Origin of the sequence: Streptacidiphilus jeojiensis (genome assembly GCF_042510965.1) — a bacterium.
GTDB lineage: Bacteria > Actinomycetota > Actinomycetes > Streptomycetales > Streptomycetaceae > Streptacidiphilus > Streptacidiphilus jeojiensis.
The window spans coordinates 355,144-371,874 of record NZ_JBEUKS010000006.1; the positions used below are offsets into that span (position 1 = coordinate 355,144).

Genomic DNA, 16,731 nt, shown 5'->3' on the forward strand with positions numbered 1-16,731 from the left:
TGCGGAAGCCGTGGCGAAGCGTCGGTCTGCTCGGCTGACCGTGAACCCTTGCTTCTTCAGCAACGCCAAAACGTCGGCGAAGGCATTACGGTTAGTTCCTCGACTGACCCTGAACAACTCAGCCAGAGTTTCTTGACTGCAAGACGGCGCTGGAACAGCGCCATGGCCAGGACCCGGTCCGTGTCCGTGATCCTCTGATGGAGGACACCGCCACGGGCCCCCAGTTGTCGGTCACCGCCGCGGTGCCGATGGCGCCGTTTCTCAGCGGTGGAGGCTTAGGCCACTGAGATCTTTTCCACCAGGGTGCGGAATTCCTGCCGGCTCATGCCGGTCAGGATTGGGTGGGCCAGTGCCTCGGATGCCGGGAGGAAGACAACCGGGGCCAGGCCGTGGTCGAACCAGTCCCGTAGATTCTGACTCCGGCTGAGATCCAGGGTGTTCTGGCCAACACTGATCCTCTTCTCGTGGAGAAGCCTGCGAGTCTCGCCGATCGTCTGGTTGATAGTGACCGGGTTGATTCCGGGCAGGTTGCACAGCACTCTCTGGGAACAGACTTGCCGTATGTCCAGTGCGGTGATCAGGACCTTGTCCGCGGCCGACAGCAGGGAGCGACGTGGTTGCCTTTGGCCTGGCGCCGTGGTCCACCGCGGTGCTGGTGGTTGCGTTGCTCAGCCACGGCGGCTCGCAGCGGGACGAGGCGGCTGGCAAGTGTGGTGAGCCCGTCGGGCGTCATGCTGGTCAGGCGTGGATCGGCCAGCGCCGCTGGCATCCGGATTCTGCCTGGCCTCCGTCCGCGGTGGGCTGAGACTCCGGTCCCGTCGGGACGATGGGGTGTTTCCAGGTGCCGTGTAGCTCGTGCGCTGTGATCGGCAGCGACTTCACGTACTCGTGGCTGACAGAGATCCCGATCGGGTAGGTGCCGGTGTCCATGATCAGGAGGGGAACTTCATGGCTATTGCTCCCCCGGTAGCCGCTGATGTGACATGCACTCAGTGTGGTTATCCTGGTCGACACATGTGTTCGACGGACGGGGGTGTCCATGGCGATCGAACTACCGGGGGCGGTGGTGACCTTCCTTCAGGTCATCGGCATCAAGTGGCCTCAGGTGAACGAGGACTCGGTGCGTGAGTTCGCGACGCACGTGCGGGACTTCGCCGCCGAGATCGACGGGACGCACCGTCAGGCGACCGCGACGGTGACCGCGATGAAGGAGTCGTACCAGGCCAACTCGTACGAGCTGCTGGTGTCGAAGTGGGCGCACCTGTCCCAGGGGCACATGAGCGAGCTGCAGACCGGCTGTTCGCTGCTGGCGACGGCGCTGGACGCGGCGGCCGACTACATCGTGGCGATGAAGCTGGAGTGCATAGCCAACCTGGTGGTGCTGGCGGCCTCGTTCGTCGCGGACCAGGCCGCGGCAGTGGTGACGCTGGGCCTGGCCGAGGCGGCCGAGGCGGCCATCGTCGAGGCGGCGGACCTGGCCGTGGAGTACCTGAAGCAGATGGTGATCCAGTACATCACCGCGCAGGTGATCGAGGCCGCGCTGACGCCGCTGCTGGGCACGGTGGAGAAGGCGGTCGCGGGGATGAGCTACTCGGCGCTGGAGGACATGCTGGGCGTGTCGGGGAGCGGGCCCGGCGACGGCTTCCGGATACACCCGGCCGATCTGACCGCGCACGCGCAGGTGCTGGGGCAGCACGCGCAGACCGTCCAGGGGCATGCCGAGGTGTTCGCCGGCAAGTTCGCCGGGCTGGACTTCTCATGAGCGGCGAGATACACGAGGTCTTCAAGGACGCCGCCACGAAGGTCGGCAAGGGACTGGTCAAGGACTTCGCCGACGCGTACCACGGCATCCTCAAGGACACCGAGAGCGGGGCCGGCCAGGTGGCGAAGAACGCCGCCGAGGCCGACGCCGAGCACGCCGCGAAGCTGGCGGCGCTGGAGAAGGCCCGTGAGGACCTGCACGGGAAGATCGGGGACACCCCGGTCTACCGCCTCAACGACGACCTGACGGTGGACCGGCTCACCCCGCACGGCGCCGTGCCGCTGACCGACGAGGAGCGCGCCAAGCTGCCGCTGGGCCTGGACGACGACGGCAAGGTACCCAAGCGGCCGGTCGGCAAGGACAGCCCGTACAACCTCCCCAAGATCGAGGAGGGGGAGACCCGTCCGCACGTGGACTCGGCCGAGATACCGGTCGGCAGCACCGACCTGGCCGCGGCCACGCAACTGGCCAGGCACGAGGCGGGCGACTACGGCACCTACCGCGGCACGAAGTTCACCAGCAAGAACTACGCGGCCGTCAGGTACGGAGAGGCCGGCGACCCGGACGGATTCATCCTGGTCGGACGCAGCAAGTACCCCACGCATTCCGAACGCGCGCTGGGAATCCCCTTTCTGCAGGAGAAGACGGCAGCGGGGGTCACCGAGCTCTACACCGAAAGAGCACCCTGTACAAACAGCGTCAACTGCAGTGCCTGGATGAGCGAGTACATGGACCCCAACATGAAGGTCTCGCACAGCATCGAGTACGGCAGCACCGAGGCGTCGCGCACGGCCGGCAACGAGGCGATGCGCAAGTACCTCGACGGACTGGTGCCCGGCGGGCGCTGAACCGGCGTACCGGAACAGATAGGATGTGAATCATGCCGCAGACCGTCGACCGGGCTCTGATGGAGTCGGTCTTCCCAGCCGATGACCTGGTCACCGTACCGGAGGGCGCCCTCGCACCGGTCTCCCACGCCCGGACCCGCGAACTCCTGCGCGACGTCGGCCTGCCCGACCAGCCCACCGGATGGTTCCAGACGGTCAAGGACCTGTCCGTCGAGATCGCGGACAAGGGCTGGCCGCGCGGCCGCGCCCTGCACCCCTCCTCGGACCTGGTCTTCGACGAGTGGGTCGCGATCGGCGGAATTCCCTACGACACCATGGTGGTCGACGCCGGCAGCGGCGCCGTGTACTGCATTCCGGGGAGCGGCGCCGAACCCTATCTGCTGAACAGCAGCCTGGACGACTTCCTCTACTTCCTCTACAGCGTCGAGGCCGAGCGTCCCAACTACGACGCCGAATTCGCCGAGGAGAACGGCTTCGAGGACGACGGGGAATTCGGCGTGGGGGTGGACGAGCGGCTGCTCGCGGTGATGCGCGAGGCCGATCCGGTCGCCCTGCAGAACCCCGACTCGACCTGGTTCACGGTGCTGGAGTACGTGAGGACGTTCGGCGAGTGAGCCATCCCGAGAGCGACCGGCTCGACGAGGCGATGACCGCCCGGTTCGGCGCCGCAGGACTGCGCCGGTTCGGCGTCGACGCGGCGGCGGGCGACCCGGCGGCCCCGGAGGCCGAGGCGCTGTCCCGGATCGCCGCGCTGACGCTGCCGCTCCAGGTCGGCCCGTACTTCCGCACCGCCGCGGGCGAGCCGGCCGCGCTGCGCGAGTACGCGGTGGAGACGTCGAAGTCGCTGCGCTCCGCCGACCACCTGTCCTGGACCCGGCTCGGGTCGGACTCGGCCTACCAACTCGTCGCCGACCCCGACGGGCGGATCCAGGCGATGCTGCTCGGGTACAGCGAGCCGCTGCGCTTCGTCAGTTCCAGCCCGGAGGAGTTCGCGGCCGCGCTGCTGGACCTGGACGGGCTGCTCTCCTTCCTCGGCGCGACCGACAGCCCGCAGGCGGCGCAGGCAGCGTTCGAGGACTTCCAACGGCGGCTGCAGGAGGCCGATCCGGCGGCTTTCGTCGACCGGGAGAGCTGGTGGCCGCTGGTGCTCGACGATCTGCGGGACACCGCCGGGGTGGAGAACTTCGCCGCGTTCGAGGTCGTCGACGGGAGCGGCCAGAAGAAGATCTTCACCGCTTCCGGCGCGATCTCGCTGCACCCGGAGGAGCGCCTGTGGGCCTCCCTGAAGGGCGCCGGGGTCGCACCGGACCAGGTGACCGGCATCCACACCGACCTGCAGCCCTGCTTCCTGCCGGGCCACTACTGCTCGATGTGGCTGGCGGTGCGCTTCCCGCAGGCCAAGCTCACGCACTCGTTCCCCTACGGCGAGACCGCCGCCTCCAGGGGCGAGGGGATCAGCCGGCTCCGGGCCGCCGCCGCGCAGCAGTCGCATTCGCAGTCACAGTCGCAGGGGCCGGCGTGACCCAGCCGCCGCGGGTCGCCGACTGGCCCGCGCTCGAGGGACCGTCGGCGCTGCTGGCACCGGCACTGCTGGACTGGGCCTCCCGCACCGACCCGGCCTGCCCGCGGGTCTGCCTGGTCACCGGTGGGCGGGGCAGCGGCAAGAGCCATCTGCTGGCCTGGCTGCTGGCCGGTTCCCACCAGCACCCGGCCACCACCGTCCATGCGACGGTGCCCGCGCAGGGACACATAGCCGTGACGATGGCCTGGGAGATCGGACGGCAGCTCGGATACGGGCCGACCGGTCCCGGGGAACTGCTGGCGCGGGTCGAGGCCGATCCGCGACCGTTGCGGATGATCGTCCCGGACCTGCACCTGTCCGGCCGCGGCTCGGGTGACCTGCCGTCAGCGACGCCGCAGGCGGTGGTCACCGATCTGCTGGGACCGCTGCTGTCCCTGCCCGGGGTCCGGGCCGCGATCGAGGTGGACCGGACCGAGCTGCTGCCGCCGGAGTTCCAGCCACTGGTCCTCGCGCTGCCGCCGGGCGGACCCCCGTTCCGCCGCCGCGCCTTCGCCTCTGCATCTGCTGCCGCCTCCACTGCCGCCGTTCCGCAGGACGAAGCGCTGCCGGCTCCGGGCGCGGACTGGCAGGCGGCCTCGGCCACCGCCCGGGAGACCGCCCTCGACCTGGCACTCCGTCAGGGTGCGGCCTCCCGGCTGCTGATGGACCCCGGCTACCTCGCCTACGGGTCGCCGGTCGCGATAACCGCGGCCCTCGCCGACACCAGGATCGCGGTGCCGCGCAGCCTGCGCACCGTCTGGGCGTCGGCCGGTCCCGCGCTCAGTTCGACCGAACTCCTCGACCCCGAACGCGTCGCGGTGCTCCACACCGCGGCCGTGGCGGTCGATCCGCGGCTCGCTGAGTTCCTGCGCCCCCGCGCGGAGCAGCACTCCTGGACGGCCCGCTGGTCCCGACCCGGGCTCCGCACGGCCGGACTGGCCCTGGTCGAGGGGGCGCCGTCCGAGGGCGCGCTGCTGGCCGCGGACCTGATCGGCCGGCTGCACCGGCACGACCGGGCGGACGGATCGCTGACCGGACGCATCGCCACCGAACCGAGCCTCCGCCCGGTGCACATAGCCGCAGTGGACCCGGACCACCTGCTCACCCTCGACTCGACGGGTCAACTGCGACTTGTCCCCGTTTCGGAGACAGGTTCGGCCGGTGCGCAGGATCCGGCCCCGGCCGGCCTCCACAGCTTCGTGCAGGAGCACAACGCCTCCGTGCTCGCCCGTAGGAACCCCCCGGTCACCGCGGTCGCGGCGGACCGGGGGACGGTGGTGATTGCCGACGCCGGCGGCAGCTTCCACCTCTGGCCGGCCAGCAGCCGGACCGCTGCCGGCGTACGCAGCCACCGTCCGCACCAGGTACCCGTCACCGCACTCAGCTGCCTCGCCCTGCCGGAGGTCCGCGACGGCCTCTGCCTGGTGTTCACCGGCGCCGGGGACGGCACCGTCCGACTCTGGGACTCCGCCAGCGGCCGGTCCATGCCCGAGCCGATCGAACGGCGCAACGCCCTCCCCACCGCCCTGGCCTCGGTGAACACCCCCACCGGTCCCGTCCTCGCAGTCGCCTGGTCCGACCGCCGCCTGCACCTCTGGCGCCCGACCGAGGGCCGCATGACCCCGGTACCCCTGGTCCAGCACACCGACGCCCTCGCCCTGACCCCGACCGGCCTACTGATCTGCGGCGGTAACCAGGGAACGGTAGCCCTGGAACTCGACCTCGACGCACTCTAGGTCCCGATCCCGGCGAGAGCCCGTTGACGGGGTCGGCGTGTGCGGTCGAAGATCACTTCGGGGGAGTGGAGCCAGTGACCACCGAGGGAGTCCATCCGTATGTTCACCACCCGACCGACTCTGCAGGGCACCTTCGGCATGGTTTCCAGCACCCACTGGCTGGCCTCGCAGTCGGCGATGGCGGTGCTGGAGGGTGGTGGCAACGCTTTTGACGCCGCGGTGGCGGCCGGGTTCGTGCTGCATGTGGTCGAGCCGCATCTGAACGGGCCCGGAGGGGAGGTGCCGATCGTGTTCGCGCCGGCCGGGGACGGGAACCGGGTGCAGGTGTTGTGCGGGCAGGGGCCTGCGCCGGCCGGGGCGACCGTGGAGCACTACCGCTCGCTGGGGTTGGACCTGGTGCCCGGTACCGGGCCGATTGCCGCGGCCGTTCCCGGGGCGTTCGACGCCTGGATGGTGCTGCTGCGCGACCACGGCACCAAGTCGTTGGCCGAGGTGCTGGACTACGCCATCGGGTACGCGGAGCGGGGCCATCCGGTGGTGGCCAAGGTGACCGCGACCGTGGAGACCGTGCGGGAGCTGTTCGAGAGCGAGTGGACCAGTTCCGCCGCGGTCTACCTCCCCGCGCCCAAGCCGGGTGAGCTGTTCCGCAACCCGGCGCTCGCCGCGACCTGGCGGCGGCTGCTGGCCGAGACTGCGGGCCTGCCCCGGGAGGCCGCGATCGACGCCGCCCGGCGGATCTGGCGCGAGGGCTTCATCGGCGAGGCGATCGTGGACTTCGCCGGCCGTCCCACGATGGACAGTTCGGGCCGCCGCAACGCGGCCACCCTCAGCGGGGACGACCTCACCGGCTACCGGGCCGGCTACGAGGAGCCGGCGAGCTACGACTGGAACGGCTGGACGGTCTGCAAGGCCGGCGGCTGGAGCCAGGGCCCGGCATTCTTGCAGCAACTCGCGCTGCTCCCGGAGGAGTTGGCTTACGGCACGCCCGAGTACCTGCACACTCTGGTCGAGGGCACCAAGCTGGCCATGGCCGACCGCGAGGCCTGGTACGGGGACGCGGGGGAGGGCGGTGCCGGGTCCGTTCCGCTGACCGACCTGCTGTCGCGCGAGTACAACGACGAGCGGCGCAAGCTGATCGGGGACACCGCCTCGTACGAGCTGCGCCCGGGCAGCCCCGGGGGACGCAGGCCGGTGCTGCCGGAGCTGCCCGCCGAGGGGGCCGGGACGGCGCCGGGACTCGGCGAACCGACCGTCTCCGCAGGTGGCCTGACGACCCGTCCGGACGGGGTGACCCGGGGCGACACCTGCCACCTCGACATCGTCGACCGCTGGGGCAACATGGTCGCGGCGACGCCCAGCGGCGGCTGGCTTCAGTCCAACCCTGTCATCCCGGCGCTGGGCTTCCCGCTCGGCACCCGGCTGCAGATGACCTGGCTGCAGCCCGGCCTGCCCAACTCGCTGACCCCGGGCCGCCGTCCGCGCACCACTCTGTCGCCCTCGCTGGCACTGCGCGACGGGGAGCCGGTGCTTGCCTTCGGCACCCCCGGCGGGGACCAGCAGGACCAGTGGTCGCTGCACTTCTTCCTGGCGGTGGCCCTCGGCGGGCTCAGCCTCCAGGCCGCCATCGACGCGCCCAACTGGCACAACGACAGCTTCCCCAGCTCGTTCCACCCCAGGACCACCGAGCCCGGCAGCGTCACCGTCGAGTCCCGGGTCGGCGAGGCGGCCGTCGCCGAGTTGCGGCGGCGCGGGCACCTGGTCACGGTGGCGGACGCCTGGTCCGAGGGACGCATGTGCGCGGTCGCCCGCGACCCCCGGACCGGGGTGCTGTCGGCGGCGGCCAACCCGCGCGGGATGCAGGGGTACGCGGTCGGGCGGTAGCCGCAGGGAAGCCGGCGACGGGGGTCATGCGGCCGCCACCAGTCCGCCCATGGCTGCCCGCACCTGGGCCAGGGTCTCGTCGGCGATGGCGTTGGCGCGGGCGTTGCCCTGGTGCAGGATGCGGCGGACGTGGCCCAGGTCCTGGGCGAGTTCCGCGCGCCGTGCCCTGGCCGGGGCGAAGCAGTCGTTGACCGCGGTGGTGACCAGCCGCTTCAGCGCGGCTGATCCGGCGTCACCGATCTGCTCGGCCAGCTCGTGCGGGTCGCGCTCCAGGCAGAGGCCGGCCAGCAGCAGCAGGCTGGAGACCCCGGGACGGCTCTCCGGGTCGTAGCTGATCCGGCGTTCGGCGTCGGTCCGCGCACCGCGGATCAGCCGGGCGGTTTCGTCGGCGGAGGCGCTCAGGGCGATGGAGTTGCCCCGGCTCTTGCTCATCTTGGCGCCGTCCGTCCCCAGCAGCAGCGGCGCCTGCGACAGCAGCGCCTCCGGCACCGGGAAGACCTGCCCGTAGCGGTCGTTGAAGCGGCGGGCGATGGTGCGGGTGATCTCCAGATGCGGCAGCTGGTCCTGGCCGACGGGCACCAGCCCGGCCTTGCAGAACAGGATGTCGGCGGCCTGGTGCGCCGGATAGGTGAACATCAGGCCGCTGACGGCGGACTGCCGGGAGTGCGTGATCTCGTCCTTGACGGTGGGGTTGCGGCCGAGCTCGGCGACCGAGACCAGGCTGAGGAAGGGCAGCAGCAGCTGGTTGAGGGCGGGGACCGCACTGTGGGTGAAGATCGTGCTGCGCTCCGGGTCGACGCCGAGGGCGAGGTAGTCCAGCACCAGCCCCTCGATGTGTTCGCCGAGCCGGTCGGCGACGTCGCGGTCGGTCAGCACCTGGTAGTCGGCGATCACCAGCATCAGCTCGGCGCCCTGCTGCTGCAGCCTGACCCGGTTCTGCAGGGTGCCGAAGTAGTGGCCGAGGTGCAGTCGGCCGGTGGGGCGGTCGCCGGTGAGGACGCGGGTGCGGGTGGCGGCGGCAGTCGGGGTGGTGGTGTTCATGGGAGGCCTCCTGGCCGTTGGCGGGGGTGGTGGCTGGGCGTCCGTGCGGACGGGGGCCTCCACCCGGCCGTCGGGCCGGGGCATGCGAAAGGGCCGTCCTCGCGAACGGCCCGTCTCGTCGTGCGTGCGTGGGAGTGGCCGCTCCTAGGAGGAGCGCCACCAGCTCAGGCGACAGGACGACGAATGCATACTCCAAGGCTACAGGGACGTGGCGGCGGTCTCAACGGTCCCCGGTGGGCGAGACTGGTCGTTCACATCAAGGCACTGGAACAGCAGGACAGCAGGGCACCAGAACAGCAGGGCACCAGAACAGCAGGGGAGGCGGCCGGGCCATGGGTTTCGCGACGCTGGCGGTGATCGCCCTGGCGGGGCTGCTCGGTCCGCTGCTGGCGCTGCCGCGCCGCTGGCACCTGCCTGTGGTGCTGGGGGAACTGGCCGCCGGGGTGGTGCTCGGGCCCTCCGCGGTCGGATTCCTGCACGCGTCCGACCCCACCTTCGGCTTCCTCGCCGACATCGGCTTCGCCCTGGTGATGTTCGTCGCCGGGGCGCACGTCCCGATGCGCGACCCGAACCTGCGGGCCGGGCTGCGCACCGGAACCCTGCGGGCGCTGGCCGTCGGTGCCGTCGCGGTGGGGCCGGCGCTGGCGGTGGCCGACGGCTTCGGCACCGGGCACGCCGCCCTCTACGCGGTGCTGATGGCCTCCTCCTCGGCCGCCCTGGTGCTGCCGGTCGTGGACGCGCTCGGGCTCGGCGGCCCGCAGGTGCTGGGGCTGCTGCCGCAGGTGGCGGTCGCCGACGCGCTCTGCATCGTGGCGCTGCCGCTGGTGATCGACCCGGACCACGCCGCCCGGGCGGCGCTGGGCGCGCTGGCGGTGCTGGGCTGCGCCGGAGCGCTGTTCCTGGTGCTGCGCCGGCTGGAGCGGGGCGGCTACCAGCGCCGGCTGCACCGGCTGTCGCAGGAGCGGCAGTTCGCGCTGGAGCTGCGGATCAGTCTGGTGATCCTGTTCGCGCTGGCCGCGCTCGCGGTCCGGACGCATGTGTCGATCATGCTGGCGGGCTTCTCCTTCGGTCTGGTGGTGGCGGCCGTCGGCGAGCCCAGGCGGCTGGCCAAGCAGCTGTTCGCGCTGACCGAGGGCTTCCTCGGACCGCTGTTCTTCATCTGGCTGGGCGCCTCGCTGGACCTGCGCGAACTGGGACGGCACCCCTCCTTCGTGCTGCTGGGGGTGTGCCTGGGAGCGGGCGCCGTCGCGGTGCACGCGCTGATGCGGGTGAGCGGCCAGCCGGTCGGTCTGGGTGTGCTGGCCGCGGCCCAGCTGGGCGTGCCGGTCGCGGCGGCCGCGCTGGGCACCCAGCTGCACCTGCTGGCGCCGGGGGAACCGTCGGCGCTGATGCTCGGCGCGCTGCTGACCATCGCCGCCGCGATCGCCGCGGGCTCGGTGACGGCGGCACGAAGCTGAGTATTTGCTCATTTCGATATTGTTCTTGCTGAAGGCTGGTCAATCTTCTGCGCTTGACAGCAAACTGGGCCGCATTGTTTCGCGAGCACAGGGGGAGTCGCGTGGCTGTCAGGGCAGTGAGGGCATCGTCGCGCCGCCGTCTGCCGCCCGCTGTCCGCGGCTCCGCGCACCACGGACTGGTGCTCGCCGCGGCCGCGCTGACGGTGCTGCTCGCGGCGACCGTGCTGGCGGCGCTGGCCGCCCTGGCCACCGGCGCGGTGAACGCCGGCGCCGCCGCCCGCCTCGACGCCGATGCGCGCGCCGAGGTGCAGATCAGTGCCCTGGTCCGGAACGGCGGCCGGGACGCGGGCCAGGGCGGGGGGTTCGCCGCCGCTGACCGGGCCGTGCGCGCCGCCGCCGCGGTCGCCTTCGGCGACGTCCCCGAGCGGACCAGCGCCGCCCGCTACGGGCTGGACCCGCTCTCGATCGCCACCGCGCCGCCCGGATCCGCGCAGGCCCAACTGCAGTTGCACGCCATCGCGGTGCAGGACGCCGCGGTCCACGCCCGGCTGGACTCCGGCAGTTGGCCGTCCGGCGCCGCCGCGGCCCCGGTCGCCGCGATCACCGCGGACCGGTCCGCCGCGGCCGTCGGGACGGTGGATGCGGCGCTGCCGGTGTCGCTGGCCCGGCGCCTCGGCGCCCGGCCCGGCACGGTGCTGGTCCTCGCCGACGCCGCGCGCCGCACCGTCCGGGTGCGGATCACCGGCGTCTACACCGCGACGGCCACTCAGCCGGGCTTCTGGCCCGGCCTGGTCGGCGACCCGCTCCAGGGCGACCTGCGGGCCGGCAGCCTGCTGGTGGTGGCCCCGGCCGCGTTCACCGCGACCCCTGCCTTCGACCAGGCCGTCAGCGCCCGGTGGACCGTCCTGCCCGACCTCTCCGGGCTGGACACCGCCAAGCTGCCCGCGCTGCGGGACCGGATCGCCGGCTTCGCCGCCAGCGACACCGGCCGCTCGGTGTATCTGGGGCGGACCCCCGCGCTGCCGCAGCTCGCGGTGGTCTCCGCACTCCCCGACGCCGTTGACGCCCTGTCGCTGCCGCTGGTGGTGGCCCGTTCCGCGCTCTACCAGCCGACCGCACTGCTGGCCGTGCTGGCCCTGACCGCATTGGTGCTGACCGCCCGTCAGCCGGCCGAGCATCGGCGGATCGAATTGATGCTGCGTCAGGTCCGCGGCGCCGGGACCGGAAGGCTGCTGCTCTCGGCCGCGGGCGAGTGGGCGCTGGTCGCGCTGCCGGCCGGCCTCGCCGCACCCTTCCTGGCCGGGGCGCTGCTGCGGCTGCTGCACGCGGCCGGGTTGCTCGCGCTCCGTCCGCCCGGCAGCACCCTGGGCGGCGCGGTCCGGGCGGCGGTCGCCGTCACCGTGCTGGTGCACGGGCTGGCGACGCTGCTGCCGGTGCTGGCGACCGTGGTCGGCGGCGGGGCACTGGCCCGGCTGCGGATGCGCGGCGCCAGGGCGGCGCTTGCCCAGCGCGTCGGCGCCGATCTGGCACTGCTCGCGGTGGCCGTCCTCGGCTACCTCCAACTCGCCCACTACCGCACCACGGTGACCGGCTCCGCGGCCGACGGGGCGGCCGACGTGGACCCGGTGCTGGTACTGGTCCCGGCCGTGGCCACGCTGGCCGCCGCACTGCTGCTGCTCCGGCTGCTGCCGCTCACCTCCTGGGCCCTGGACCGCTTCGGCCGGCGCCGGCGCGGCCTGGTGCTGCCGCTGGCCGCCTGGCAGTTGAGTCGCCGCTCGGCCCGCAACGCCGGACCGGTGGTGCTGATGTGCCTGGCGGTGGCCGTCGGCGGACTGGCCGACACGGTGCTGGCCGGACTGGACGGACTGGCCCACGACCAGGCGGTGTTCAGCGTCGGCGCGGACGTCGGGGTGGACCAGGTCGACCCCACCGACCGGCCGCCCGAGGTGATGCGCGCGGCCCTCGCCGCGCTGCCCGGGGTGACCGGGCTGACACCGGTCACCAGCACCGGGGGCAGCAACGCCGACAGCGACACCGACCAGGTCGTCGGCATCGACACCCGCCCGCTCGCCACGGCCGGCGCCACCCCGGCGACCGCCGCCCCGCCTACCTCCACCCCGAACGCCCCCACGCCCGCCCCCACCCCCGCCACCGCCGCCCCGCTGCTCCGTGCCGACCTGGCCGGCCCCGCCCTCCCGGCCGAGCTGGCCGCCCTCGGCGCCCGCGTCCCGGTGCACGGACTGCCGCTGGCCGGGCGACCGACCGAGCTGCTGCTGGACGAGACGCTGACCAGCGACAGCGACCGGTCGCCGCCGCAGCTGCGGGTGACCCTGGAGGACGCCGCCGGACTCAGCTCCAGCGTGACCGTGCCGCTGCCCGCTGCGGACGGGGCCCGGCACCTGGTCCCGGTCCCGCTCACCGGACCCGCGGACGGGGGAGCGGTCCGCAGCTACCCGCTCACCCTGACCGGGCTGGCCGTGGTCATGCCCACCGAGCAGCCCAGGGCGGTGCTGACGCTGACCCTGCACCGGATCGGCTCGGCCGCAGGATGGACCGGCAGCCCGCCGACCGGAACGGTCTGGGTGGACCGGACCCCGACCGCGCTGGAGTCGAGCTCGGGCGGGGCCTGCCTGCCGTCCGGTGGGTCGGTGCCCGAGTTCGGGGAGGGGAACCCCGGGCTCTGCTCGCTCCGGAGCGGTCCGGACCTGCTCCGGCTGGTCTTCGGGACCTCCGAGGCGGCGGCGTCGCAGGCCGGGGCCCAGCTGGAGTTCGGCCTGGCGGCCACCGGTGTTGCCGCGACGACGCTGCCGGGCCCGGTGCCGGCCCTCGCCGACTCCGCCGCGGTGGCCGAGCAGCAGCTGGTCCCCGGCAGCGTGGTCCGGCTGACCCTCGACGACGGGCATCTGCTGTCGCTGCGGGTGACCGGCACCATCGCCGGCGTCCCCGGCACCGACCGCGGCCAGGGCCACTTCCTGGTGGACCAGCACGCGCTGGCCGCCGCCGAGGCACTGCTGGCCAGCACCCCGGAGCCGGCCACGGTCTGGTGGCTGAGCAGCAGCGACCCGGACCGCACCGCGGCTGCGGTCGCGGCCGACGGCGGCCTGGGCACCGCGCGGACCGTCGGCGCGGCCCGAGCGGCCCTGCGCGCCGACCCGTTCCGCAGCGGGATGCGCGCGGTGCTGGCGCTGTGCAGGCTGCTGGCGCCGGCCTTCGCGGTGGTCGGCTTCACCGTCCACGCGGTGATCGCCACCCGGGAGCGCCGCCGCGAGTTCGCGCTGCTGCGCGCGATGGGCATCCGCAGCCGCAGGCTGTCCGCGCTGCTCTGGGCCGAGCAGTTGAGCGTGGCGCTGTTCGCGCTGGTCCCCGGGGTGCTGCTGGGTACCGGCCTGGCCGCGCTGGTGCTGCCGACGGTGACCGTGGACGACTCCGGCGGCCCGCCGTTCCCGCCGCTGCTGGTGCACGTCCCCTGGCTGCGGGTGGCGCTGACGGCGCTGGTCACCGCCGGGGTGATCCTGCTGGTCGTGGTGGGCCTGGCCAGGCTGCTGGCCAAGGTCGACCTGGTACGGGTGCTGCGGGCCGGGGAGGGCGAATGAGACGCGGAACCGGGGCCAGGGCCGGGCTGTCGCCGGCGCACCGGGAGGCCCGGGGCGACCTGCCGATGCTGGTGGTGCTGGCGGTACTGGTGGCCGCGCTCACCGCGCTGAGCGCCTGCGCACCGCCGCTGATCGGCCGTCAGCAGGACCGGGCGCTGCGCCAGCGGATCGCCGCCGCCCAGACGCAGGGCCCGCTGCTGACGGTCGGCACCCGACTGCAGGGCCTCAACACCGCGCTGGGCCCGGCGAACAGCCACGAGCCGATCGGCGCGGTGCTCTCCGAGGTCGGCGACCAACTGGTCGGGGCGGCGGCCGCGCCGCTGCGCGGATCGCTGGCGGTGGCGCGGACCGGCGCCGACTTCGCCCCGGTGCGCACCAGCGTGCCGTCCACCCCGGCGACCGCCGGGGTGGACTCGGTGGTCACCGGGCTGACCTACCTCAGCGACGCGGGACCGCACGTCCGGATGGTCGCCGGCGCGTTCCCCGCGGCGCACACCGCCAAGCGGCAGGACCCGCAGCTGGCGCTGTCGCACGACGCCGCCGCGCGGCTCGGACTGTCCGCCGGCGGGCGGATCGGGGTGAGCTTCAGCACCGGCAACGGCGAGGCCTCGATGGACTTCACGGTGTCGGGGATCTTCGAGCCGCGGCAGACCGGCGACGGCTTCTGGAACAGCAGGCCGCTGCTGGACACCCCGCTCACCTACCCGCAGCCGCCGCCGCTCGGCATCCAGGTCTATGTGCACGCACTGATCAGCACCGACGGCGTGGACCGGCTGATGGCGGCCGGACTGGACACCCCCCAGCTCAGCTGGCAGCTCTCGGTCGCCCCGGCCCGGGCCGCGGTCGCGCAGAGCCGGAGCCTGGCCGGACCGCTGGCCGGCTACGGCGCCGCCATGACGGCGGTGCTGTGCCAGGGCCCCGGCGGCACCGTCGGCTGCCAGGCGGACCAGGAGGCGGCTGACCGGTTCAGCTGGACCGACGGGCTGACCCCGCTGCTGGTCGCCTTCGGCCGGGAGCGGCTGCAGGCGGAGGCGGTCCAGTCGTTCGCGCTGGTGGCCCTGGTCTGCGTGGTCCTGGCCGCGGCGTTCACGGCGGTACGGGTACTGCTGCGGCGCCGGGACGGCGCGCTGCGGCTGCAGCGCTCGCGCGGGGCCTCGCCGCTTCGGCTGGTGCTGCTGCGGTCGGCGCCGGCGCTGCCGGTGCTGCTGTGCGCGGCCGGGGCCGGCTGGCTGCTCGGCCTGCGGTCCGCGCCCACCGGCGGTTCCGTCGGGCCGCGGCCGCTGTGGGCGGTCGCGGCCACCGCCGCTGTCTGGGCGCTGCTGCCGCTGCTCACCTGGGTCCAGACCAGGGAACCGCGCCGGCCCCGGCGCAGCGTCCGCGCGGTACGGCACCGCTTCGGTGGCCGGGCGGTGCTGGAGGCCACCGCGCTGCTGCTGGCCGCGGCCGGGGTGGTCGCCCTGCGCGGGCGCGGTGCCTCCGCCCCGCAGGGCGTCGACCCGCAGCTCAGCGCGGTGCCGCTGGTGGTGGCGGTGGTCGCGGTGCTGGCCCTGCTGCGGATCTATCCGCTGGTGCTGCGGCTGCTGGCCGCCCGGCTGCGCCGTGGCCCGGGGGTGCTGGCCTTCCTGGGCCTGGCGAAGGCGGGCCGGGAGGCCACCGCGACCGGGCTGGCGCTCTTCGTGCTGGTGCTCACCCTGGGCACGGCGGTCTTCGGCGGAATGGTCTCACGGACCGTCAGCGACGGTGCCGCAGCTGGGGCCGGCTGGTACGCGGGGGCCGACGCGGTGGCCCTGTCCAGCGGGAACAGCGCACCGGTGCCGGGCGTCGCCCGGGGCGTCAAGGTGGTCGGCGAGCAGCTGCGGGCCGTCGGCCTGACCGCGGACCGGGACGGCGCGGCGCTGCCGGACACCCCGCTGCTGACCGTCGACGCCCGGGCCCTGGTCGCCGCCGACCCCGGCTCGCCGCTCGGACGGGCGCTGCTGGCCGCCTCGGCGGCGCCGGTGCGCCGCGCCGACGGCTCCGTCGAACTGCCGGTGCTGGTCAGCCCCGCGGTGCTGGCCGCCGAACCCGCCGGCGACTTCGTCTCGGAGCCGTTCAGCAACGCCGACCACCTGCACAGGGTGCGCTACCGGCCGGTCGGCACGCTCACCGCGGCGGAGCTCGACGATCCGGCGCTCGGGCCGATCACCGACCAGCTGGCCCCGGGGAGCCGGCTGCTGGTCACCGGCTCCGCCGCGGCGCCCGCCCTGCTCCAGCCCCAGGTCGCGGGCCGCAGCGCGGCCCTGCTCTACGGTGACGGCGACGACCCCGCGGCGCTGCGTACCGAGGGCGCGGCGGTGCTGGGTCCGCTGGGCACGGTCCGGCTCCGGTCCGACCGGCTGGCGGCGGTGCGCGCGGACGGGCTGGTCGGCGGCATCCAGCGGGTCTACGCCGTCAGCACCGGGCTGGCGGTCTGCTTCGGCTTGCTGGCGGTCCTGCTGGAACTGGTGCTGACGGCCGAGGAGCGCGGCCGGACCGCCTCCTTCCTGCGCACCCTGGGCCTGGGCGGCCGGGCCGCCGGACTGCTCCAGCTCACCCAGCTGCTGCCGCTCGCGGCGGCCGCCGCCGCGGGCGGCGCGATCCTTGGGCTGGTCGAACCAAGGCTGCTGGCACCGGCCCTGAACCTCCGTCAGTTCACCGGCGGCCCGGGTCAGCCGGCCCTGCACACCGACTACCGGCTGACCGGGGCACTGGTGCTCGGGCTGGTGCTGCTGGTGGTCGCCGCCGCGGCGGTGGAGACGGCGGTGTCGCGGTACCGGCGGCTGGGGGAGCTGCTGCGGCTGGGCGACGCCTGACCGGCATCTGACCGGCACCGG

General features: G+C 73.7%; 12 protein-coding genes. 9 read left to right on the top strand and 3 right to left on the bottom strand.

Annotated features, from left to right (window positions below; translation table 11 throughout):
• Nucleotides 1-275: 275 nt before the first annotated feature.
• Nucleotides 276-539 (bottom strand): hypothetical protein, encoded by a 264-nt coding sequence (locus ABUW04_RS19135; RefSeq protein ID WP_380565881.1) that lies wholly within the window; start codon nucleotides 537-539, stop codon nucleotides 276-278.
• Between the two features lie 199 nt (nucleotides 540-738).
• On the bottom strand, nucleotides 739-930 hold the full coding sequence (locus ABUW04_RS19140; protein ID WP_380565882.1) for a hypothetical protein: 192 nt from the start codon (nucleotides 928-930) through the stop codon (nucleotides 739-741).
• 109 nt (nucleotides 931-1,039) lie between these two features.
• Between ABUW04_RS19140 and ABUW04_RS19145 the strand changes: the two genes are divergently transcribed.
• From ABUW04_RS19145 to ABUW04_RS19170, 6 genes are all read left to right on the top strand, one after another.
• A complete protein-coding gene (locus ABUW04_RS19145; protein ID WP_380565883.1) occupies nucleotides 1,040-1,762 on the top strand; it encodes a WXG100-like domain-containing protein in 723 nt (240 codons plus the stop codon).
• The gene (locus tag ABUW04_RS19150) at nucleotides 1,759-2,610 is read left to right on the top strand and encodes a nucleic acid/nucleotide deaminase domain-containing protein (RefSeq protein ID WP_380565884.1); all 852 of its coding nucleotides are present in this window, start codon (nucleotides 1,759-1,761) and stop codon (nucleotides 2,608-2,610) included. The genes ABUW04_RS19145 and ABUW04_RS19150 overlap by 4 nt, the downstream gene beginning before the upstream one ends.
• 32 nt (nucleotides 2,611-2,642) lie before the next feature.
• Nucleotides 2,643-3,224, top strand: a complete 582-nt coding sequence (locus ABUW04_RS19155; protein ID WP_380565885.1) for an SUKH-4 family immunity protein — start codon at nucleotides 2,643-2,645, stop codon at nucleotides 3,222-3,224.
• On the top strand, nucleotides 3,221-4,132 hold the full coding sequence (locus ABUW04_RS19160) for a nucleic acid/nucleotide deaminase domain-containing protein (RefSeq protein ID WP_380565886.1): 912 nt from the start codon (nucleotides 3,221-3,223) through the stop codon (nucleotides 4,130-4,132). Before ABUW04_RS19155 ends, ABUW04_RS19160 begins: the two co-directional genes overlap by 4 nt.
• Nucleotides 4,129-5,907, top strand: coding sequence for a hypothetical protein (locus ABUW04_RS19165; RefSeq protein WP_380565887.1), 1,779 nt, complete (start codon nucleotides 4,129-4,131; stop codon nucleotides 5,905-5,907). The genes ABUW04_RS19160 and ABUW04_RS19165 overlap by 4 nt, the downstream gene beginning before the upstream one ends.
• 99 nt (nucleotides 5,908-6,006) lie before the next feature.
• Complete coding sequence (locus ABUW04_RS19170) at nucleotides 6,007-7,788, top strand: gamma-glutamyltransferase family protein (RefSeq protein WP_380565888.1); 1,782 nt, start codon at nucleotides 6,007-6,009, stop codon at nucleotides 7,786-7,788.
• Between the two features lie 24 nt (nucleotides 7,789-7,812).
• Here the strand turns inward: ABUW04_RS19170 and trpS are convergent, their stop codons facing one another.
• A complete protein-coding gene (trpS, locus tag ABUW04_RS19175; RefSeq protein ID WP_380565889.1) occupies nucleotides 7,813-8,829 on the bottom strand; it encodes a tryptophan--tRNA ligase in 1,017 nt (338 codons plus the stop codon).
• 332 nt (nucleotides 8,830-9,161) lie between these two features.
• Between trpS and ABUW04_RS19180 the strand changes: the two genes are divergently transcribed.
• The 3 genes from ABUW04_RS19180 (at nucleotide 9,162) to ABUW04_RS19190 (ending at nucleotide 16,710) form a co-directional block, all read left to right on the top strand.
• On the top strand, nucleotides 9,162-10,286 hold the full coding sequence (locus ABUW04_RS19180) for a cation:proton antiporter (protein ID WP_030252278.1): 1,125 nt from the start codon (nucleotides 9,162-9,164) through the stop codon (nucleotides 10,284-10,286).
• Nucleotides 10,287-10,387: 101 nt separating this feature from the next.
• The gene (locus ABUW04_RS19185; RefSeq protein WP_380565890.1) at nucleotides 10,388-13,879 is read left to right on the top strand and encodes an ABC transporter permease; all 3,492 of its coding nucleotides are present in this window, start codon (nucleotides 10,388-10,390) and stop codon (nucleotides 13,877-13,879) included.
• On the top strand, nucleotides 13,876-16,710 hold the full coding sequence (locus ABUW04_RS19190) for a hypothetical protein (protein WP_380565891.1): 2,835 nt from the start codon (nucleotides 13,876-13,878) through the stop codon (nucleotides 16,708-16,710). Before ABUW04_RS19185 ends, ABUW04_RS19190 begins: the two co-directional genes overlap by 4 nt.
• The last annotated feature ends 21 nt before the right edge of the window (nucleotides 16,711-16,731 follow it).

Excerpts from the sequence above, each read along its gene's own strand:
- ABUW04_RS19140 (WP_380565882.1), bottom strand. The coding sequence starts at position 930 with ATGGACACCGGCACCTACCCGATCGGGATCTCTGTCAGCCACGAGTAC.
- ABUW04_RS19145 (WP_380565883.1), top strand. The coding sequence starts at position 1,040 with ATGGCGATCGAACTACCGGGGGCGGTGGTGACCTTCCTTCAGGTCATC.
- ABUW04_RS19150 (WP_380565884.1), top strand. The coding sequence starts at position 1,759 with ATGAGCGGCGAGATACACGAGGTCTTCAAGGACGCCGCCACGAAGGTC.
- ABUW04_RS19155 (WP_380565885.1), top strand. The coding sequence starts at position 2,643 with ATGCCGCAGACCGTCGACCGGGCTCTGATGGAGTCGGTCTTCCCAGCC.
- ABUW04_RS19170 (WP_380565888.1), top strand. The coding sequence starts at position 6,007 with ATGTTCACCACCCGACCGACTCTGCAGGGCACCTTCGGCATGGTTTCC.
- trpS (WP_380565889.1), bottom strand. The coding sequence starts at position 8,829 with ATGAACACCACCACCCCGACTGCCGCCGCCACCCGCACCCGCGTCCTC.
- ABUW04_RS19180 (WP_030252278.1), top strand. The coding sequence starts at position 9,162 with ATGGGTTTCGCGACGCTGGCGGTGATCGCCCTGGCGGGGCTGCTCGGT.
- ABUW04_RS19190 (WP_380565891.1), top strand. The coding sequence starts at position 13,876 with ATGAGACGCGGAACCGGGGCCAGGGCCGGGCTGTCGCCGGCGCACCGG.